The 18224-nt window shown below is 58.2% G+C and carries 20 protein-coding genes and 1 tRNA gene; 13 read left to right on the top strand and 8 right to left on the bottom strand.

From position 1 onward, the window contains the following. Window positions 1-131 precede the first annotated feature (131 nt). The 4 genes from L0Y14_RS14945 (at window position 132) to L0Y14_RS14930 (ending at window position 3056) form a co-directional block, all read left to right on the top strand. Window positions 132-656 carry a YqhA family protein gene (locus tag L0Y14_RS14945; protein ID WP_006475114.1) on the top strand — a complete coding sequence of 175 codons (525 nt, stop codon included), beginning with the start codon at window positions 132-134 and terminating at the stop codon, window positions 654-656. 166 nt (window positions 657-822) lie between these two features. Further along, complete coding sequence (locus L0Y14_RS14940; RefSeq protein WP_006475113.1) at window positions 823-1143, top strand: c-type cytochrome; 321 nt, start codon at window positions 823-825, stop codon at window positions 1141-1143. Between the two features lie 313 nt (window positions 1144-1456). Further along, the gene (locus tag L0Y14_RS14935; protein ID WP_039959729.1) at window positions 1457-1930 is read left to right on the top strand and encodes a copper chaperone PCu(A)C; all 474 of its coding nucleotides are present in this window, start codon (window positions 1457-1459) and stop codon (window positions 1928-1930) included. A gap of 91 nt (window positions 1931-2021) precedes the next feature. Continuing rightward, a complete protein-coding gene (locus tag L0Y14_RS14930; RefSeq protein WP_006475111.1) occupies window positions 2022-3056 on the top strand; it encodes a GDP-D-glucose phosphorylase 1 family protein in 1035 nt (344 codons plus the stop codon). Between the two features lie 14 nt (window positions 3057-3070). Here the strand turns inward: L0Y14_RS14930 and L0Y14_RS14925 are convergent, their stop codons facing one another. Beyond that, on the bottom strand, window positions 3071-3310 hold the full coding sequence (locus L0Y14_RS14925; RefSeq protein ID WP_006475110.1) for a hypothetical protein: 240 nt from the start codon (window positions 3308-3310) through the stop codon (window positions 3071-3073). A 226-nt stretch (window positions 3311-3536) separates the two neighbouring features. Between L0Y14_RS14925 and L0Y14_RS14920 the strand changes: the two genes are divergently transcribed. From L0Y14_RS14920 to L0Y14_RS14910, 3 genes are all read left to right on the top strand, one after another. Then, on the top strand, window positions 3537-4145 hold the full coding sequence (locus tag L0Y14_RS14920; RefSeq protein ID WP_006475109.1) for a c-type cytochrome: 609 nt from the start codon (window positions 3537-3539) through the stop codon (window positions 4143-4145). A gap of 157 nt (window positions 4146-4302) precedes the next feature. Beyond that, entirely contained in the window at window positions 4303-5106 is an 804-nt protein-coding gene (locus tag L0Y14_RS14915) for an endonuclease/exonuclease/phosphatase family protein (protein ID WP_006475108.1), read from the top strand. Between the two features lie 89 nt (window positions 5107-5195). Continuing rightward, window positions 5196-6752, top strand: coding sequence for a GGDEF domain-containing protein (locus L0Y14_RS14910; protein ID WP_005959970.1), 1557 nt, complete (start codon window positions 5196-5198; stop codon window positions 6750-6752). Here L0Y14_RS14910 and L0Y14_RS14905 read toward each other — a convergent pair. Together L0Y14_RS14905 and L0Y14_RS14900 are read right to left on the bottom strand one after the other, a co-directional pair. Further along, window positions 6749-7309, bottom strand: a complete 561-nt coding sequence (locus L0Y14_RS14905) for a hypothetical protein (protein ID WP_005959969.1) — start codon at window positions 7307-7309, stop codon at window positions 6749-6751. The two genes, L0Y14_RS14910 and L0Y14_RS14905, sit on opposite strands and share 4 nt — an antisense overlap. A 5-nt stretch (window positions 7310-7314) precedes the next feature. After that, on the bottom strand, window positions 7315-7800 hold the full coding sequence (locus L0Y14_RS14900) for a CreA family protein (protein ID WP_005959968.1): 486 nt from the start codon (window positions 7798-7800) through the stop codon (window positions 7315-7317). Between the two features lie 76 nt (window positions 7801-7876). On the opposite strand from L0Y14_RS14900, the gene L0Y14_RS14895 reads away from it, so the two are divergent. Beyond that, entirely contained in the window at window positions 7877-8743 is an 867-nt protein-coding gene (locus L0Y14_RS14895) for a DUF4405 domain-containing protein (RefSeq protein ID WP_005959967.1), read from the top strand. 524 nt (window positions 8744-9267) lie between these two features. Here L0Y14_RS14895 and L0Y14_RS14890 read toward each other — a convergent pair. Together L0Y14_RS14890 and gloA2 are read right to left on the bottom strand one after the other, a co-directional pair. Beyond that, window positions 9268-9657, bottom strand: coding sequence for a TusE/DsrC/DsvC family sulfur relay protein (locus tag L0Y14_RS14890; RefSeq protein ID WP_006475103.1), 390 nt, complete (start codon window positions 9655-9657; stop codon window positions 9268-9270). 127 nt (window positions 9658-9784) lie between these two features. Further along, entirely contained in the window at window positions 9785-10204 is a 420-nt protein-coding gene (gene gloA2 / locus L0Y14_RS14885) for an SMU1112c/YaeR family gloxylase I-like metalloprotein (protein ID WP_006475102.1), read from the bottom strand. A 260-nt stretch (window positions 10205-10464) separates the two neighbouring features. Here gloA2 and L0Y14_RS14880 point away from each other — a divergent pair, with 260 nt between their 5' ends. Together L0Y14_RS14880 and L0Y14_RS14875 are read left to right on the top strand one after the other, a co-directional pair. Beyond that, window positions 10465-11115 (top strand): histidine phosphatase family protein, encoded by a 651-nt coding sequence (locus L0Y14_RS14880; protein ID WP_240991670.1) that lies wholly within the window; start codon window positions 10465-10467, stop codon window positions 11113-11115. Between the two features lie 22 nt (window positions 11116-11137). Then, entirely contained in the window at window positions 11138-13249 is a 2112-nt protein-coding gene (locus L0Y14_RS14875; protein ID WP_005959964.1) for a putative bifunctional diguanylate cyclase/phosphodiesterase, read from the top strand. A 40-nt stretch (window positions 13250-13289) separates the two neighbouring features. Here L0Y14_RS14875 and L0Y14_RS14870 read toward each other — a convergent pair. Next, window positions 13290-13366, bottom strand: a tRNA-Arg gene (locus tag L0Y14_RS14870). Between the two features lie 164 nt (window positions 13367-13530). Here L0Y14_RS14870 and L0Y14_RS16500 point away from each other — a divergent pair. Next, entirely contained in the window at window positions 13531-14013 is a 483-nt protein-coding gene (locus L0Y14_RS16500; RefSeq protein ID WP_305790612.1) for a c-type cytochrome, read from the top strand. A gap of 64 nt (window positions 14014-14077) precedes the next feature. Here L0Y14_RS16500 and rep read toward each other — a convergent pair whose 3' ends face one another. Continuing rightward, on the bottom strand, window positions 14078-16084 hold the full coding sequence (gene rep / locus L0Y14_RS14860) for a DNA helicase Rep (protein WP_005959962.1): 2007 nt from the start codon (window positions 16082-16084) through the stop codon (window positions 14078-14080). Next, window positions 16077-16964 carry an NAD(P)-dependent oxidoreductase gene (locus tag L0Y14_RS14855; RefSeq protein WP_005959961.1) on the bottom strand — a complete coding sequence of 296 codons (888 nt, stop codon included), beginning with the start codon at window positions 16962-16964 and terminating at the stop codon, window positions 16077-16079. Before L0Y14_RS14855 ends, rep begins: the two co-directional genes overlap by 8 nt. Before the next feature lie 157 nt (window positions 16965-17121). Here L0Y14_RS14855 and L0Y14_RS14850 point away from each other — a divergent pair, with 157 nt between their 5' ends. Both L0Y14_RS14850 and L0Y14_RS14845 read left to right on the top strand, forming a co-directional pair. Continuing rightward, window positions 17122-17841 (top strand): LOG family protein, encoded by a 720-nt coding sequence (locus L0Y14_RS14850; protein ID WP_370443649.1) that lies wholly within the window; start codon window positions 17122-17124, stop codon window positions 17839-17841. A gap of 23 nt (window positions 17842-17864) precedes the next feature. Continuing rightward, window positions 17865-18197, top strand: coding sequence for a DUF2782 domain-containing protein (locus tag L0Y14_RS14845; protein WP_005959959.1), 333 nt, complete (start codon window positions 17865-17867; stop codon window positions 18195-18197). The last annotated feature ends 27 nt before the right edge of the window (window positions 18198-18224 follow it).

Genomic DNA, 18224 nt, shown 5'->3' with positions numbered 1-18224 from the left:
CGGCTAAATTCAGGTTTACGGAGAGTCATGGGGGGCGGCTTTGGCTACATTGCTCTTTTACCTGCCTGTGGGAGTCTTTAGAATCCGCCTAATTTCTTTCAACTGCCGCCCAGGTGGCCGGAGTCGATTGCGTGGAGAAGATTTTCGAGAGTTTTTTGTGGAACAGCCGTCTGGTGGTGCTGCTGGCGGTGGTGGCCAGTCTGGCAGCGGCTGTGGGTATGTTCTATATGGCGACGGTGGATGCGGTCTACATGATCGGTCATCTGTTGCATTATGCCTCGCCGGAGCTGACTGAAGCGGCACGGGTGGCGTTGCGCTCCAGCTCGGTGACCCATGTGGTGGAGATTGTCGACGGCTATCTGTTGGCAACCGTGCTGCTGATCTTCGCGCTCGGTCTGTATGAGCTGTTTATCAGCAAGATCGATCAGGCCGAGAATAATATGCAGGCCTCGCAGGTGTTGCTGATCAGCAGTCTGGATGATCTGAAAAGCCGCCTTGCCAAGGTGGTGATGATGATCCTGGTGGTGCGCTATTTTGAGTTTGCCCTGAGCATGAGTTTTAACACGCCAATGGATCTGCTGCAGTTTGCTGGGGGGATCGCGCTGCTTGGGTTGGCCCTCTACCTCTCACACATGGCGGATAAAGGGGGGCATTGAGCCCGCCAGAAATCCCATGCTGTGGTTGATGAATTGATAAATCTCTTTTAAGTGGACATCTTATCTGGTGGTAATATACTGCCCCGTCGAGCCGATGGGACGAGGCGAACTCATCCCTGTAAACAGGCAGATCTCTCTCAAACTGAAACACGAGGTTCTTTTACCGATGATGAAAATGAAAGCTCTGGCGCTGTCTCTGAGTGTCGCTGCCCTTTCCCTGGGCGTGGTTGGTAATGCGGCCGCTGATGGTGCAGCCCTGTTCAAGGCTAAGACCTGTTTCTCCTGCCACGGTCAGGATGCCAAGACCCCGATCATGCCGGTCTATCCCAAGCTGGCTGGTCAGAACGCCGACTACGCCTTCAACCAGATGATGGATATCAAGTCTGGCAAGCGTAATAACGGTCAGACTGCTGCGATGAAGGGCATCATGGCCACGGTCAGCGAGGCTGAGGCGCGCGAGATCGCCAACTGGCTCTCCAGCCTGTAAGGCAGCAGTGATGCTGTTGGCTGGCACGCCTTATTGGAGGCCGGCCGGCAAGCTGCGATAGAGGGGCGAAGATGAAGATCTTTGCCCTTTTTTTGTCTGATGGATCGGCCATTTGCCTGAATTGCAGGGCAAATGCCATAAAAAATAGCGGAAAGGGTGCGTTTGGGGGCGTGACAGGTTCCTCTGATGGGGTGCTTGATGTTTATCATGTGCCCAGGTAACAGGCCGGGGGATTATGCCTCGGCGAATCGGGTTCAAATACATATGATTGCCGCTCCCTTCCCGGCAGTGGCCGTTATTCTCAGGAGTCATCGTGAATATTTTCAGAACAGTCGTGAGCCTTGTTTTTCTGATGGTCTGTGCCGCTGCATGGGCCGGTTCCGTAGCGGATCAGGTCGAGGTCGAGGACCCCTATGTACGGGGGGTGCCACCAGGCCAGCCCAACTCTGCCAGCTTTTTGCGTCTCACAAACCATGGCAGTGTAGACAGCGCTTTGGTTGGGGCGAGGAGTCCGGTGGCCAAGGTGGTTGAGCTGCATACTCACACCATGGAGGGCGGCATGATGCGGATGCGGCCGGTGGAGAAGATTGATCTGCCGGCGGGCAAGCAGGTTGCGCTGCAGCCGGGTGGTCTGCATGTGATGTTGATCGGTCTGAAGCAGAAGCTGGTTCCTGGTGAGCGGATTCCGCTGACCTTGCTGTTCGCCGACGGTTCAGAGAAAGCTCTGGAGGCGCCGGTGCGCAAGCTGCAGATGCGTATGATGCAGAATAAAAAGATGTCGCACTGATCCGACGCTGGCGCTGATCGAGTGAGCGTGCACCTGATTGGGGAAATCGGGTTACACTCCCCGGTCAGCGTTTCAAGCCGTCGGAGCAAGCATGCCAGAATCCCCTTTTTCCTCTTTCGATCACTTCTCCGGAGCGTTTGTCGAAGGGCTGCGCGGCGTGCTGCAGCAGCCTGGTCTGGGCGCCTATATTCTGGTCCACGCCAATGCAGTCTTCGATGAGGCGATCTTAACTACCCTGGAGGCGCCGCTACGGCAGCGCTTTGAGATCCTGGCTGCGGAGTGCCGGGAGGCGCTGGGTAATGGCCGGGAGATCAATGGAGCGGCGGACGACCTGTTGGTCTTCCTCAAGCTGATGGCGATCGGTTTCGATGGGGTGCAGCTCAACCGCTTCCGTCGTGAAGGCCCTTGGGCGCTGCAGTTCAACCATCTGCGTTCGTTCCGTCCGGCACGGATGGCGACTGCGCAGGTCAGTGGCATCCACAAGTCGTTCAATCCCGCGGGGTTTCACTTCAATAAACCTTTCCTGCGGCGCGAGGTGTTTTGGGCTGGGTCTCTGCATGGCCTGGAAGTGGAGCTGCTCTACAATAAGTTTCCGTTTGTGCCGATGCACGGTCTGCTGGTGCCTGAGCGGCTTGATCGTGAACCGCAATTTCTCTCCCACCCTTATCATATCTACATCTGGCGACTGACCGAGGCGCTGGCCGAGACGCTATCCGGCGTCGGCTTTGGTTACAATAGCTATGGTGCCTATGCCTCGGTCAACCACCTGCATTTCCAGATGTTTCTGCAGCAGGCGGCGATGCCCATAGCCGATCCCCGCTGGGTACATAATGGTGGGCCAGAACCCTATCCGCTGGAGTGTCAGTTGTTCAGCTGCCCCGAGCAGGCCTGGGAGTGGCTGAATCAGCAGCATCTGGAGGAGACTAGCTACAATCTGCTCTACCAGCCTGGATGCATGTATGCGGTGGCGCGTAGAAAACAGGGCAGCTACCAGCATTCCCCCTGGACTGCAGGATTTGGCTGGTCCGAGGTCGTCGGTGTTATCACGACCTTTAATCAGGTCGACTTTGAAACGCTCGAGATGGAGACGGTGCTCAGCGAGATGAAGCGGTTGCGCCTGGGGTGAGCGTGGGCCTGGGGTCAGCTACCGTCCAGCCAGTCGATCAGGTAGTAGAGCCGGACACCCTCGGACGAGCGGGATGGGCCGATCACGTGCGCGGGGTGGCGGTGTTGCTCAGGTGCTGCAGCTTCCAATGCCGCCTTCGCGCTCTCCTTTATTTCAACACAGTTTTCCGGGAAACGACTGCGCCGGCGGCTGGGAGTGAATACGATAGCGTAGCAGGTTTTGCTGATTCGGTTGTCAAATGGTGGGTGCTGCATGCTCTTTCCAGGATTTTTCGTTCAAATTACTGCCTGATCAGGTAATTAACAAGCGCGCAGGAAGCTCGGCTGAGTCATTTTGACCTGTATTAGAGGGTTCTGGTATAGTTCCGCAGCTTTTTTGGGGTTATCAGGTAGAACCGGATGAGGGTGCGGCGTGCTGTCGCAGACGGTTGGCGCCTGTTAGACAGTGAACAATCCAGGCAAGAACATAGCAGGATCGAACATGAACAAATGGCTAGTAACTGCTTCCATCGCACTCGCTGTTGCAGCAGGTGGAGCTCAGGCGGCCGGTGACGCAGCCGCAGGTCAGACTAAATCGGCAACCTGTGCGGCCTGCCATGGTCCCGATGGCAACAGCCTTAATCCGCAGTGGCCGAAGCTGGCGGGGCAGCATGCGAAGTACATTGAGCGGCAGATTGCCGACTTCAAATCCGGGGCCCGCAAAGATCCTGTGATGACCGCCCAGGCGGCTCTTATCCAAGAGCAGGATATTCCTAACTTGGCGGCCTATTTCTCCTCACAGAAACGCAACGCGGGTACTGCGGCGGCGGACAAGGTCGCGTTGGGTGAGAAGATCTACCGCGCCGGCAACGCAGCCACCGGCGTTTCGGCCTGCATGGCCTGTCACGGTCCGTCGGGTTCAGGCAATCCGCAAGCCAACTTTCCTTCCCTGGCCGGCCAGCATGCGCCCTATGTGGAGAAGGCCCTCAAGGATTTCCGTTCGGGTGGACGCACCAACGATACCGGCAAAATGATGCAGGGGGTGGCCAATCGCATGAGTGATGAAGAGATTGCAGCAGTTGCTCAGTATGTGCAGGGCCTGTCCCGCTAGTTAGTGACTCAGGTCTCGCATCAGAAAGGCGGCTTTGGGCCGCCTTTTTTGATGGTGGAAATCTGTGGGAGAGAGCTCAAGGGATGCTGAATAGTTGCCGTAATATCGCTGCAGGTACACAATGCCAATATTCTGGCAGGGAAACAGGGTTGCGCTAATGCGATATCAGGCAGATCAGTTTGGCAAGGAGCAGGGCGGTAAAGATCGTCTCCGGCTCCTCAGCTACAATATTCAGGCTGGGGTAGATACCAGCAGCTACCGCGAGTATGTGACCAAGAGTTGGAAACACATCCTGCCCCATCAGGAACGGCAGAATAATCTGGATTGCATCGCCGGGGTCATCAAGGATTTCGACCTGGTCGGCCTGCAGGAGGTCGATTCGGGCAGCCTTCGTAGCGGCTTTATCGATCAGACTGAATACCTTGCCAGTCAGGCCGACTTTCCCTACTGGCACAAACAGGTCAATCGGCGCATCGGTAAACTAGCTCAGCACAGTAATGGAGTGCTCAGTCGCCTGATGCCTTCGGCGATTGCCGAGCACCAGCTGCCGGGGCTGCCGGGACGGGGCGCATTGCTGATCGAGTTTCAGACCAGTGAGCAGCCCCTGGCCATTTGCATTCTCCATCTGGCGCTGGGCAAGCGCGCGCGGATGCGTCAGCTTGCCTATGTGAGCGAGGTCATCTCCCACTATTCTCATCTGGTGTTGATGGGGGACTTCAACTGCGGTTGTGGCTCCCGCGAATTCACCTATCTGATGGAATCCACCGGTCTGCAGGGATCCTCCTGCAACCTGCACACCTTTCCGAGCTGGCGTCCCAAGCGCAAGCTCGACCATATCCTGGCGTCCCCCAGCCTGCGTGTCGCCAGGACCGAGGTGCTTCACTACACCCACTCCGATCATCTGCCGATCATGCTGGAGATCGAACTGCCTGATAATGTGGATCTGGCACGAGCCGCCTGACAGCACCATTTTTTGCTTTTCCGGCAGGGGCTGGATAACCTTCAGCAGAATGCTACAAAGCTTGGGAACTCTTTTCACAGAAGAATAAGATGGACGTTGATAAGGATTTGAAAAAGGCCTACGAGGAGCTGCTCAAGAAAACCGAGCAGGAGTCAGATAGACGCCTCGAGGCAGAGTCGCTGTTGACTCGAACTATCGTTCGGCTGTGCCTGGCCTGCTCCGGCCTCGATCCAAATCTGGATCCATACCTTAAATCGATCCGGGAGTCGCTGCGTAATGGCGTCAACCCCGACTTGCTCAAGGAACTGAATGAGCTTTCAGATACCTTGATACGTCTTGGTTCGCCGGATGAGGCACCGCCTGCTGTTGTCTGGCATAAACTCACCTCCCGTTTGCGCCTCTCCGAAGCGGATGCCAGCGAGGCGGAAAAGATCTTCGGTCAGTTGCAGGCTGATCCCCAGGCGGCCGGGGAGCAGGAGTTGGACCGTCTTGCCCTGCTGCTGAGCCACGCGATTGGCGGCGATGGGAAGCAGAATAGCTTTTTTGACCGGCTGATCAAGAGCAAGCGTAGCAGTGAGTCGTCTCCTGGCGAGTTGCCAAACCACCTGTTGCGGGAACTGCTTGCTGCCGGCAGCTGGCCTGGGCACTGGAGTACAGAGATCTCTCGCTTTCAGGCGCGGCTCAATGATGATTCGGCAGAGGATGAGTGGATCAGTGTACTCAGGGAGCTGCTTGATCTCACTTCCACATCCTATAGCGACGCCCAGGTTGAGATCCATGAGGCAGAGGAATTTCTGGCGAACCTGACCCGGCGGCTGCACGACCTGGAGACCCACTTCCGCGAGGCTCATGCGATCCGTGAAGAGGTGATCAGCAGCGGGAGGAATCTGAATGTTGAGGTGAACGCCCAGGTCAGTGGCCTGCAGGCATCGATCGCCAAGGCAACTGATTTGGGATATCTGAAGCGTGAGCTGGAGTCCCACCTGTCGGGTATTCAGCAGACCATCGACACCTTCCTCGAGGAGGAGGAGCAGCGCTTCTCCTCCTCTGAAGAGCGCGAACGTATGTTGCGGGAGCGGATGCGGGAGCTTGAGCAGGAGTCGGAGGATCTCCATTTTCGCATGGTCGAGGCGCACCATCTCGCCCTGCTCGATACGGTTACCGAACTGCCGAATCGGCTCGCCTACGAGGAACGGCTGGCACAGGAGGCGGCACGCTTCAATCGATTCGATGCGCCGTTGGCCCTGATGGTCTGGGATGTGGATGACTTCAAGTTGATCAATGATCGTTTTGGCCACCAGGCGGGTGACAAAACACTGCACATTATCGCGCAGAATTTAAAAAAACGGCTGCGCGAAACCGATTTCATCGCCCGCTATGGCGGCGAGGAATTTGTCAGCCTGCTGTGTGGCAGCGATGAGGAGCAGGCGCTAGGGGTGGCCGAGGAGATGCGTCTGGCGGTGGAGAAGAGTGGTTTCCACTCCGGTAGCCGCTCGGTGACAGTCACCATCTCCTGTGGCATCAGTGGCTTTATCAAAGGCGACTCGCCGGAGGCTGTTTTTGCGAGGGCAGATAAGGCGCTGTATGAGGCAAAACGCGCCGGTAAAAATCGCTGTGTAGTTGCTGATTCTGGTTTTGGCACTTAATCCTGAATAAAGAAGTGGTGCCAGGGTGCGCCGCTCGCCTCAGCCAGTGTGTTGAGTAGACTGGCTGAGGGCTGTGCCTCCTGCGGGAAGATGTTCTCCACATAGAGAAACAGCTGGCCTGAGCCCGCCGTTTGGCGCCATTGGTAGTGAGCAGGATTTTGGCTGTGAGCGCAGTGGGGGCAGGTCGCCTGGTAGTCTTGAGGTTGCTTCTGCCACTCTTCCATTATTCTCTCCCATCCCTGGATGCGCCGCCGGCATTTGCCACAGCGAGGAGGGTTGGTGTTGCGGCCCTGCAGGAAGATTGGTTGGTCCATTGGCAGGATCTGCAGATGACAGAAAGAGCGGTCGTCATCGGTGGGCTCCAGCTCGATATGGGGTGAGCAGCCCATGAAGCTGACCAGTTGCAAGAATCGTTCGCCCAGCAGGAAGCGCCGCTGATCCAGTTGTTCGCCACAGAAGTCGATCTGTCGTAGGCACCCTGTTATGCCGTCGAGAGTTGGCAGGGTGAAAAACGGGTCTTGCGGGGTCAGAACCAACCGCCCGGTGTGCATCGCCATCTGAGTTACTTTTTTACCGGTGTTGGGCGATAGAGCGGCACGGCAGTGATGCTGTTTTTCGGCGAACCATCCACCAGCTTATCGCTGTAGGTGAGGTAGATCAGGGTGTTGCGGCTGGCGTCGTAGAAGCGCACTACCTGCATCGTCTTGAAGAGGATCGAGGTGCGTTTCTTGAACACCTCCTCTCCATCACGCTGGCCGTTGTAGATATCCTCAGCAAGCTGCACCGGCCCGGTCTGGCGGCAGGCGATGGAGGCATCAGAGGTATCCTCTGCCAGGCCCACAGCGCCGCTCATGCCGCCGGTTTTGGCGCGGCTCAGATAACAGGTCACTCCGGCCACTCCTGGGTCATCGAAGGCCTCGATCACTATCTTGTCGTTGGGTCCGAGCATACGGAACTTGGTGCTGACCTTGGCGATGGTCTCTGCCTGTGTGCTAGCCGCCAACACCATCAAGCCGGCTAATGTCGCGTATTTTATCAATTTCATCATCTGCTGGGTTTGTTACCTTTGAGAGGGCCTTATACGATGAGGGCATAGCTTCAGTTGTTCAAGGGGGGGAGGCTTCATGCTGAAGAATAAGCAGTCCAGTCGGGCATTCATTGCCTTTGTTGTAACTTGGGCATTTGCCATTCTGACGGTGACCGGGATTGTGCTCTATGTGGTGCCCCAGGGGCGTATCGCCTATTGGATCCACTGGTCATTTCTGGGGCTGGGCAAGGAGCAGTGGGGAGATCTGCATATGATCTTTGGTGGTCTCTTTATCGCCACAGGGATCTACCACCTCTATTTCAACTGGAAGCCCTTCAAAAAGTACCTGGCTGACCGGGTGAAAGGGCATCTGCAGATCAAGCGGGAACTGGTTGGTTCGCTGCTACTCTCGTTGGTGATCATTATGATGTCGATCTATGCGCTGCCGCCGGTCAATTGGGTATTCGGTCTCAATGATTGGCTGAAGGCGGCCTGGGTCAAGTCACCTGAGATGGAGCCGCCCTTCGGTCATGCGGAAGAGGTCTCCCTGGGCGGTATCTCGAAGCGTATGCGGATCGATCTGCCGGTAGCGATGCAGGCATTACAGAAAGCCGGTATCCGCTTTGAGGGGGCGCGGCAGTCGCTGGAGAAGATCGCTCTGGCCAATGACACTACGCCGATGGCAGTTTATGAAGTGATCCGGCCACATATGGAGAGGCCAGAAAAATTGCAGCTAGGGGAATTGTCGCTTGAAGAACTTGAAGCGCATTTTGCTGGCACTGGTCTGGGACGAAAATCGCTGGCTGAGGTTTGTCAGGAGGTTGGTGTCGAGACCACTGTTGCCATTCAACGTCTTGCCGAGCAGGGTATAGATACCAGTCTGCAGATGAGCCTGCGGGAACTTGCCGGGCGTCATGGCAATTCCCCGGTTGGTTTGGTCAAGATTATCCTCAAGAGTGAATGAGATGATGGGGCGGCAAGCTTTCCGACTCGCCTTAACGATAGGTCTGGCCAATCGAGATTGATCATTGTTCAGGGTGGCAGACGGTTTCGTTCCCGTCAGGGGATGGCGCTGGATCTCGTCACTCCAATTGACGTGGCTGGGCCATGTGAGACCCAATCGTAGTGGCATATCCAGGGAGACCTGTGCAGGTAAGCAGCGAAGTGATACCGCCAAGTGCCGAGGCGGCAGCGTGTAATTTGCCGCGGGTGGGGGGCTATTTTTACGCAAAAGCAGACGCCCCGATGAAAGTGGATCGAGTCACCAAGATGCGAGGCAGCAGCCCCTTTTTCGGTATGTCTGTCGATAAGGAGCCTCTGATCAAGTCATGAGCTCGTATCCTGTGCCCAGAATATCCAGCTTCTGCGTTGCAAATCTTCGCAATAGCCAGCTATTACGTGCGATTTGCGTCTTGAATCTGAAAATTCTGAATCACAATCTACTTCGTCCAGACTTAATCAGAGGCCCCCTAATCTGCGCTGCTGCTATCAGAAGCAGCCCCTTCCCACCGGCATCGGCAGTCCTGCATAGCGACAGACCGATCTAGCGCCCTCTGGAAAGAGCCCGTTGATATATTTTTTGCTCCAGCGGCAGTCGTTTTTGTCTTTGCAGAGATTGCGCGCGAGCACCGGCATCTCCGGTGCAATCTCGAACTCTGCATAAAAACGGTGCAGGAAATCGATGAGGATCCAGTGATCCTCTTCCAAGGTGACACCATCACGTTGCGCGAGGGTCTCTGCAATGAGTGGTGACCAGTCGTTGTGGTCGAGCAGATAACCGTCTTTGTCGGTTGCGATGACATGGCCATCGATAGTCAGCACTGAGGGGTTGCGGAGCCCGGATAAGGCTTGCTGCCGCTCCATTTCCTCCAAACGCATTTCACACCTCCAACAAGGTGTCAGATCAAACTGTGTGCGATTTGTCTTTGTTATACCAACAAAAATAGCAGGGATTTTGGCTGGTGCTCGGGTCTGCTGATCCTGGATAGATGAGGCTCGTCGACAATCAAAGCGCGCTGGCGTCCTGATCGGAGCCTGACGGCGACTCATAGAGCTCGATAGGCAGCCCGTCCGGATCGCTAAAGAAACAGAATCGCCGGCCGGTATACTCATCGACCCGCAGTGGCTCGACCTGAACTCCCCGGGCCTGCAGGCTCGCGATGGCGTTGCCGATCTGTTCCACTGCAAAGGCGAGATGCCTGAGCCCCCGCGCCTCCGGATAACTTGGTCGCAGAGGCGCGTCGGGAAAGGAGAATAGCTCGATCTGCACGCCGTCCGGTGCGCGCAGATCGAGCTTGTAGGAATCACGCGCCGCCCGGTAGTGCTCGTCGATCACCGACAGCCCCAGCGTCTCGGTATAGAAGGTTTTGGATCGTGCATAGTCCGAGCCGATGATGGCGATATGGTGAATGCCTTTTATCTTCATAATGCTTCCTGCCAGTCTGGATCTGCAGCAGTCTACTCGGTAGGGCAGTTCGCTGTCAGTGCCTGGCACAGCCTCCTGATCCTATGAACTATTTTTGTTGGACGCTGCCGGTGGAAAGATCAAGCTCTCTTACCGGAGTGAGCGGCGTTGCATGTGTGAATCTGCGGGGTGCTTCTTCCTCCGCCTTGCTGGTGCTCGTCAGAGATGAAAAAACAACCTATAAGTTGCAATATCGGCACACTGTGGGGTGTGGAGGAAATATGGACTTGCCATTGATCGAGACGCTCAGGCGTAAAACGATAACACTGCTGACGACATTCCTGCTGTTGGTGTTGTTGGGATGGAACTGGTCGTTGGGTGCAGTGGAAGCGGAGAGTCTACTCACGCCTGCCGAGTTGATTGCAGCGCTGCGCGAGGGCGGCATGGTCCTCTACATGCGGCATGCAGCGACTGACCACAGCCAGTTCGACCAGAGCCACAATCGGGCAATGTTGCAGGATTGCCGCATGCAGCGGAATCTCTCCGCCGAGGGGCGTCAGCAGGCGGAACGGATTGGTCAGGCGATTCGCACACTGGGGATCCGCATCGATGAGGTGTTTAGCAGCCCCTACTGTCGGTGCAGGGATACTGCTCAGCTGGCATTTGGCGATCACCATGTGATGCAGGCGCTGCACTTTGCGATCGGGATGCGGCAGAGCGAAAGGGCACAGATGAGCGAGATCCTGCGCCGGCAGCTGGGCCAAGCTCCGCGCTCGGGGAGCAACCGGGTGCTGGTCTCCCACACCGCCAATCTGAAGGAGGCGACCGGGCTATGGCCTATGTTAGAGGGGGTGGTGATGGTGTTCCGCCCCCAACAAGGGCAGTCTTATCAGTTTCTTGGGCAGATCAATCCCGATGACTGGCCTGAATAAAATGCCAGACCGGACCTGATCCATGCGTCTCCTCTCCCGCCTTCCACTGCGCAGCAAGTTTCTGGTGGCGCCCTTGATTGGGTTGCTGCTGATGCTCGGGCTGGCGCTGATCTTCCTGAATGCCATCTTCGAGCAGGAGGTACTGTTTGAGCACCTGAACGGTGAGGATCTGCCGATCCTGAATAGGGTGAGCCAGCTCTCGAGCCGGGTCAGCAACAATTATGTGAGGTTGCTGAAGGTGATGGGCGCAGCCGGTCAGGAGCTTGATGAAGAGGGAGTCTATGAACGGGGTACACCCCTGTTGGATGAGCTGAATGAGATCGAAGAGGAACTGAATTCATTGCCCTCTGACTACCCGCTGGACGATCTGGAGCAGGCGAAGTACCGGGTCCTATTGGATGCCTTTGGCGTCTATCGCAACGACGTGATCACGGCGGTGGAGATGGGTACGGTTAATCTGGAGATGGCCGGCTTTCACATCAGGGGGGTGGCTCGCCACTATCTGGCGATCAATCAGTTGTTTCAGGAGCTACAGCGGATCTTTCAGGAGGATATTAAGCGGGAGATCGGCAAGCAGTGGGAGCACTCCAAGCAGCAACTGATCAACTACTCCATGTTGCTGATCATCACTGTGGCCGGCATGATCGTTTCCGGACTACTGTTGGCGCGGCTCATGTCGGCTGATGTGCAACGCATGATCAAGGCGATGGTGGAGTTGGCCAAGGGCAACACCGGGGTGCAGGTTCCCGCCTCGGTGATGGCTTCCCGTGAGCTGAAGGCGATGGGACAGGCACTGATTGTATTCCGCGATTCACTGATCAAGCTGGCGGACTCCCAGGAGCGTTACCAGCAGCTTGCCCAGCACGATACACTGACCGGTCTGCCCAACCGCCTGCTATTCCATGATCGACTCAACCATGCGCTAAATCGCGCCAACCGTAGCAAGATCGGTCTGGCGCTGCTGTTTCTCGATCTGGACCGATTCAAGCAGATCAATGACGCCTTCGGCCACCCGATGGGGGATCGCCTGCTGGCGCTGGTAGCGAAGGATCTGCTCGAGGCGTTGCGCGAAGAGGATACCATTGCGCGCCTGGGTGGGGATGAGTTCGTGGTAATCCTTGAGGGGGTGCATGGGCGTGACCATGTGATCAACGTGGCCGAAAAGCTACTCGCTGTGATCGGCAGGGAGCGCAGTCTCGACTCGCTGCAGATGCATATCGGCGTCAGCATTGGTATCAGCCTCTACCCGGAGGATGGCGAGGATGTCACCACCTTAGTGCGCAATGCAGATGCTGCGATGTACCAGGCCAAGGCCAAAGGACGCAATGGCTATGCCTTCTACACGCCAATGCTGACCGAGGTGTTGGAGGCATCATTCGAACTGGAACGGGCCATGCGTCAAGCGGTGGAGCAGGAGCAGTTCCTGCTCCTCTATCAGCCACAGGTGGATGTCGAGAGTGGGGATATTGTCGGTGTAGAGGTGTTGCTGCGTTGGCAGCATCCGGAGTTGGGTTTGATGCTTCCAGAGCAATTTATCTCTCTGGCGGAGGAGAGCGGGTTGATCCTGCCGCTCGGTCGATGGCTGGTGCGGCAGGCATTGCAACAGGCGTCTCAATGGCAGCTAGACGGCCTGAGGCCGGTGCGTCTCTCCATCAACATCAGCAACCATCAGCTAGCTGATGTGCAGTTTGCCAGTGAGTTAGGTGAACTGCTGGGGCAGTTCGGACTCGATCCCGGTTTAATTGAACTGGAGGTGACCGAGAACAGCTGTGCCGAGAACCTTGAGATACTGATTGAACACCTGGAGAGCATCAAGGCGCTGGGGGTGCAGATCGCCATCGACGACTTTGGTACCGGCTACTCCTCTCTCAGCTATCTGAAACAGTTTCCGGTCGACACCCTGAAGGTCGACCGTACCTTCATTCATGATCTGATTGGCAGCATGGAAAATCAGGCGATCGTGCGGGCGATGATTGTGCTAGGCAGGAGCCTGGGTCTGCAGGTAATCTCCGAGGGTGTGGAGCAGTCGGCTGAGCTGGCGTGGCTGCGGGCCGAGGGCTGCGACACTTATCAGGGGTTTCTGCACAGCCAGCCGATGTCGGCCGAGGCCTTTGCGCAGCTGATCATGCCCTGAACAGAAAAAAGCCACCCCGGATGGGATGGCTTTTTTGATATGGCGCGCCCGAAGGGATTCGAACCCCTGGCCTCTGCCTCCGGAGGGCAGCGCTCTATCCAGCTGAGCTACGGGCGCATGACGATCCTGTCTGCGAAAGACGGCGTAGTTTACCGCCCAGCAAAGGGCGCGTCTATCCGAGGATTCGATCTTTGCCCATCTACCTGTATAATCTCGTGATTTTCTAATGGATGGTCGGCCCAGCGGGCTGTTCGCGATATTTAACGAGGGGGTTTCCAGTGATGAGTAGGGCTGCTTTGAAGATGGGTAGGTTGGTGATGGCGGGTGCTCTGGGCGTGACGCTGTGCGCGAGTGCCTGGGCCGAAGAGCGTGCCGATGTGCGTGTTCGCATCAGCCCGGTAGGCAAGGTGGCTGTTGAGGGGCAGGCGGCTCCTGCTGCTCCTGCGCCAGCTGCAGCAGCGGCGCCGAAGCCCGCTGCTAATGCCGCGCCGGCAGCGGCAGCACCAGCCGCTGCTGGATCTGCCGGCGCCGCACTCTATGCGGCGAAGGGATGTGCCGGCTGTCATGGGGCGGATGCCAAAAAGACCGTAATGCCGGTCTACCCCACGCTGGCGGGACAGAGCGTTGCCTATCTGGTCGCGCAGATGAAAGACATCAAGACGGGTGCCCGCCACAACGGCCAAGCGGCGGTCATGAAGGGCGTGATTGCCGGTGTCTCAGATGCGGAGATGCAGACCATTGCCGAGTGGTTGAGCGGGCTGTAGGTCTTCTCTGCACCGCCGCTTGAACAACAGGCCGCCGCTGGGCGGCCTGTTGCGTTGTGGGTGATCAGGAGAGCATCGCCCTCAGGTTCGCTAAGTGAGCGCTGCCGCGCTCCTGTTTCTGTTCCGGTGAGAGGCTGCTCTTGCCCCCCTCCCAGCTGAGATCCTCCTCCGGCAGCTCCTGCAGAAAACGGCTCGGTTCGCAACGGACCAGCTCGCCGTAGCGTTTGCGTTTGGCGGCGTAGGTCATGGTCAGGCTGCGCTGGGCGCGGGTGATGCCGACGTAGGCGAGGCGGCGCTCCTCCTCGATATTCTCCTCCTCGATGCTGCTGCGATGGGGCAGCAGCTCCTCCTCCATGCCGACCAGGAAGACATGGGGGAACTCCAGCCCCTTGGCGGCGTGCAGGGTCATCAGGTGCACCTGGTCGTTGTCACCGGCCTCCTCGTTCTGCCGCTCCAGCACATCCATCAGGGTCAGATGGCTGACCATCTCGGCCAGGCTCTTCTCCTGTTCATCCTTGGCCAGCGCGCCGAGCCAGTCGCACAGATCGTTGACGTTCTCCATGCGCCGCTCAGCGATGGCGTCGCTGCTGGCATTCTCGCGCAACCAGCTGTCGTAGTCGATGTCGCGCACCAGGGCTTGGGCGATCTGCTTGGGTGGCTCCGACTCGGCGCGTCGGGCGAAGCTGCTGATCCACTCGGCAAAGCCGCGCAGCCGAGTCAGGGCGCGTTCGCCCAGCTGTTCACCCAACCCCAGCTCGTCACAGGCGCTGAACAGGCCGATCTCGCGCCGCTGGGCGTAGGCGCCGAGCTTCTCCAGGGTGGCGGGGCCGATCTCGCGGCGTGGGGTATTGATCACGCGCAGGAAGGCGGCGTCATCGTCGGGATTCGCCAGCAGCCGCAGGTAGGCCATTACGTCCTTGATCTCGGTGCGTGAGAAGAAGGAGGTGCCGCCGCTGAGGAAATAGGGGATCTTGTGGATGCGCAGGGCCTTTTCGAACAGCCGCGCCTGATGGTTGCCGCGGTAGAGGATGGCGTAGTCGCCGTGGCTGGTCTTCTTCTGGAAGCGGTGGTGGAGGATCTCGCTCACCACCCGCTCCGCCTCATGCTCCTCGTTGCGGCACTCGATCACCCGCAGCTCCTCGCCAGGGCCGAGTTCACTCCACAGACGCTTGTCGAAGACGTGGGGGTTGTTGCTGATCAGCTGGTTGGCGGCCCTTAGAATGCGCCCGCTGGAGCGGTAGTTCTGCTCCAGCTTGATCAGCCGCAGGCCGGGAAAGTCCTGCTGTAGCCGCACCAAATTTTCCGGGCGGGCGCCGCGCCAGGCGTAGATCGACTGGTCGTCGTCGCCCACCACGGTAAAGCTGGCGCGCAGCCCGACCAGCTGCTTGACCAGCTCGTACTGCGCTAGGTTGGTGTCCTGGTATTCGTCCACCAGCAGGTGGCGGATGCGGTTTTGCCAAGCTTCGAGTGCCTCGGGGTGATCGCGGAACAGCTGCACCGGCAGCAGGATCAGGTCGTCGAAGTCGACCGCGTTGTAGGCCTTCAGATGGCGCTGGTACTCGGCGTAGATGATGGCGTTGCGGGTGTCCAGGTCGTCTTCCGCCTGGGCCAGCGCCTGTTCGGGCTCGATCAGGTCGTTTTTCCACTCGGAGATGCGCCACAGCGTGCTGGAGACGATGCTGTCGTCACCGCTGCCGTGGCGCTTCATCAGCTCTTTCAGCAGGGTGGCGCCATCCTGGTCGTCGAAGATCGAGAAGCCCGATTTATAGCCGAGCCGCTTCAGCTCGCGACGCAGAATGTTCAGCCCGAGGGTGTGAAAGGTGGAGATGCTCAGACCCCTGCCGCGCTTGCCGCTGAGCTGCTTGGCGACTCGCGCTTTCATCTCCCGCGCCGCCTTGTTGGTGAAGGTGACGGCGGTGATGTGGCGGGCATCGATGCCGCACTTCTCTACCAGATAGGTGATCTTGGTGGTGATGACCCGGGTCTTGCCGCTGCCGGCACCGGCCAGCACCAGTAGCGGGCCGTCGATGTAGCGCACCGCCTCGGCCTGTCGTGGGTTGAGATCAGCCATCGCTGAAGAGGTCGCGTTTGTGGTGGAACAGGGTGGAGATGTCCTCTTCGCCGTGGCCCTCGTTGAGCAGCGAACGATAGTCGGCCAGGGTCATCTCCACTATCGGCAGCTCAACTCCCAACTGCGCCGCCATCTGACGGATGATCTCCAGATCTTTGTTGTGCAGGGCCAGCTTGAAGCCGGGGGTGAAGCTGTTGTTCACCATGGTTTTGCCGCGATGGTCGAGGAACCAGTTGCCGGCGGCGCCGCCGCCGACCACCTCGATCACCTTGTGCATATCGAGTCCCTGTTGCTGGCCGAAGGCGAGAGCCTCGGTGACTGCCTGATTGATGCCGGCGACCATGATCTGGTTGACTGCCTTGGTGGCCTGACCGCTGCCCACTGGACCCATGTGAGTGACGCTGTTGGTGATGGCGGTGAGGGTCGGGCGCAGCCGGTCGAGGGTGGCGGCGTCGCCGCCCACCATCATCGCCAGGGTGCCGTTTATTGCCCCCTCGGAGCCGCCGGAGACCGGTGCGTCGAGGAACAGTGCGCCGCGGTCGGTAACCCGTCTGGCTGCCTCGCGGGCGGTCTCGCTGTTTACGGTGGAGGTGTCGAGCACCACCTTGCCCAGTGCCAGGCCGGATAGTAGCTGATCGACCACCTGTAGCAGGTCGTTGTCGGCGGAGACGCTGGTGATGATCAGTTCGCAGCCGGCAGCGAGGCTGGTCGGGTCATCAAACAGTGTGCAGTTGTGTTCGTCGGCAAATGCTTCGGCGCGGCTGCGGGTGCGGTTCCAGGCGCCGGCCAGGGCGCCGCTGCGCTGTAGGTTGGCGGCCATGCCCTGGCCCATGGTGCCGAGGCCGATGACGCCGGTTTTGATCAGGTTGGAGTCAGTCACGATGCTTCTGCTCGGGTGTGCGGAGCGGGCAGATTACGCAGCCGCCTGTGCCAATGCAACCAAACTGGTCGCGTTTCGGGCTTCGTGTGTGTGGGCAGGCTTGCTATGATGCGAGGCCCACCAAATCGGGCCTTCGAGGCAGATAGAGGATATGAGTATTCAGCAAAAAGATCGGCGTTCGCGCCCTCGTCCTGGCAAGGAGCCGCAGCTCACCCGTGAGTCCTGGCGGGTGTTCCAGATTATGGCGGAGTTTGTCGAGGGATTTGAGCAGCTGGCGCAGATTCGCCCCTCGATCAGCTTTTTCGGTTCGGCACGCACTCCCAGGGATCACCCCCACTATGGGCTGGCAGAGGAGATCGCCCGGCTCTGCTCCGATAGTGGTTTCTCCGTGGTCAGCGGTGGTGGTCCCGGCATCATGGAGGCGGCCAACAAGGGGGCTTATGAGGGCAAGTCGCCGAGTATCGGGCTGAATATCCAGCTGCCCAAGGAGCAGTCGGGCAATCCTTATCAGGATATCTCATTGCAGTTCCGCCACTTTTTCTCGCGCAAGGTGATGTTTGTTAAATACGCCTCCGCCTATGTGGTGCTGCCGGGGGGGTTTGGCACCCTTGATGAGCTGGCGGAGATTCTCACCCTGGTGCAGACTGGTAAAACACGCGAGATTCCGATCATCCTGGTGGATGGTCAGTTTTGGAGCGGACTGTTGGACTGGTTTCGCCACAGCCTGTGCGAGGCGGGAACCATCGATCCGGAGGATCTGGATCTGCTGCAGGTCTGTAATGAGCCACAGGAGGTGGTGGATGCAATCTTCTCCCACTACGAACATCGTGGTTTTGAACCTTCTGCGGCGGAGCAGGAGATGTTGCTGGAGCTCTGATAAGGGATTTCAAGGAGAGTGGAATGAGTAGAAAAAGCTATTTTCTGTTGTCATTGAGCGGTCTGTTGTTGACGCCGGCATTTGCCGAAGAGCCGGCGGCTGTGCCTGTGCCGCCACAGATCCCCTCGGCGGTGCTCGATGGCGAGGCGCTGGAGCCAGAGATCACTATCCTCAAGCGTGAGGATAGAACGATCCACGAGTATCGAATCAACGGCCAACTCTACATGGTGAAGGTGGTGCCCCAGGCGGGCGCACCCTACTACATGGTCGACCGGGATGGTGATGGGGAGTTCGACTCCCGTCACCGTGAGCCGGGGGATGTCGCTGTGCCCCAGTGGGTGATTTTTCGCTGGTAGGTGTGGTGTTGCGATGATCTGTGGGGT

Origin of the sequence: Candidatus Endoriftia persephonae, from assembly GCF_023733635.1 — a bacterium.
Classification (GTDB): Bacteria; Pseudomonadota; Gammaproteobacteria; order Chromatiales; family Chromatiaceae; genus Endoriftia; species Endoriftia persephonae.
The sequence above is the reverse complement of the archived record's forward strand: the minus strand, read 5'-3'. Positions and strand labels throughout refer to the sequence as shown.

Bases quoted from the DNA above. Each gene is read 5' to 3' on its own strand.
- L0Y14_RS14940 (WP_006475113.1), top strand. From the start codon at position 823: ATGATGAAAATGAAAGCTCTGGCGCTGTCTCTGAGTGTCGCTGCCCTT.
- L0Y14_RS14930 (WP_006475111.1), top strand. From the start codon at position 2,022: ATGCCAGAATCCCCTTTTTCCTCTTTCGATCACTTCTCCGGAGCGTTT.
- L0Y14_RS14925 (WP_006475110.1), bottom strand. From the start codon at position 3,310: ATGCAGCACCCACCATTTGACAACCGAATCAGCAAAACCTGCTACGCT.
- L0Y14_RS14920 (WP_006475109.1), top strand. From the start codon at position 3,537: ATGAACAAATGGCTAGTAACTGCTTCCATCGCACTCGCTGTTGCAGCA.
- L0Y14_RS14915 (WP_006475108.1), top strand. From the start codon at position 4,303: ATGCGATATCAGGCAGATCAGTTTGGCAAGGAGCAGGGCGGTAAAGAT.
- L0Y14_RS14910 (WP_005959970.1), top strand. From the start codon at position 5,196: ATGGACGTTGATAAGGATTTGAAAAAGGCCTACGAGGAGCTGCTCAAG.
- L0Y14_RS14905 (WP_005959969.1), bottom strand. From the start codon at position 7,309: ATGGCGATGCACACCGGGCGGTTGGTTCTGACCCCGCAAGACCCGTTT.
- L0Y14_RS14900 (WP_005959968.1), bottom strand. From the start codon at position 7,800: ATGATGAAATTGATAAAATACGCGACATTAGCCGGCTTGATGGTGTTG.
- L0Y14_RS14895 (WP_005959967.1), top strand. From the start codon at position 7,877: ATGCTGAAGAATAAGCAGTCCAGTCGGGCATTCATTGCCTTTGTTGTA.
- L0Y14_RS14890 (WP_006475103.1), bottom strand. From the start codon at position 9,657: ATGCGTTTGGAGGAAATGGAGCGGCAGCAAGCCTTATCCGGGCTCCGC.
- gloA2 (WP_006475102.1), bottom strand. From the start codon at position 10,204: ATGAAGATAAAAGGCATTCACCATATCGCCATCATCGGCTCGGACTAT.
- L0Y14_RS14880 (WP_240991670.1), top strand. From the start codon at position 10,465: ATGGACTTGCCATTGATCGAGACGCTCAGGCGTAAAACGATAACACTG.
- L0Y14_RS14875 (WP_005959964.1), top strand. From the start codon at position 11,138: ATGCGTCTCCTCTCCCGCCTTCCACTGCGCAGCAAGTTTCTGGTGGCG.
- L0Y14_RS16500 (WP_305790612.1), top strand. From the start codon at position 13,531: ATGAGTAGGGCTGCTTTGAAGATGGGTAGGTTGGTGATGGCGGGTGCT.
- rep (WP_005959962.1), bottom strand. From the start codon at position 16,084: ATGGCTGATCTCAACCCACGACAGGCCGAGGCGGTGCGCTACATCGAC.
- L0Y14_RS14845 (WP_005959959.1), top strand. From the start codon at position 17,865: ATGAGTAGAAAAAGCTATTTTCTGTTGTCATTGAGCGGTCTGTTGTTG.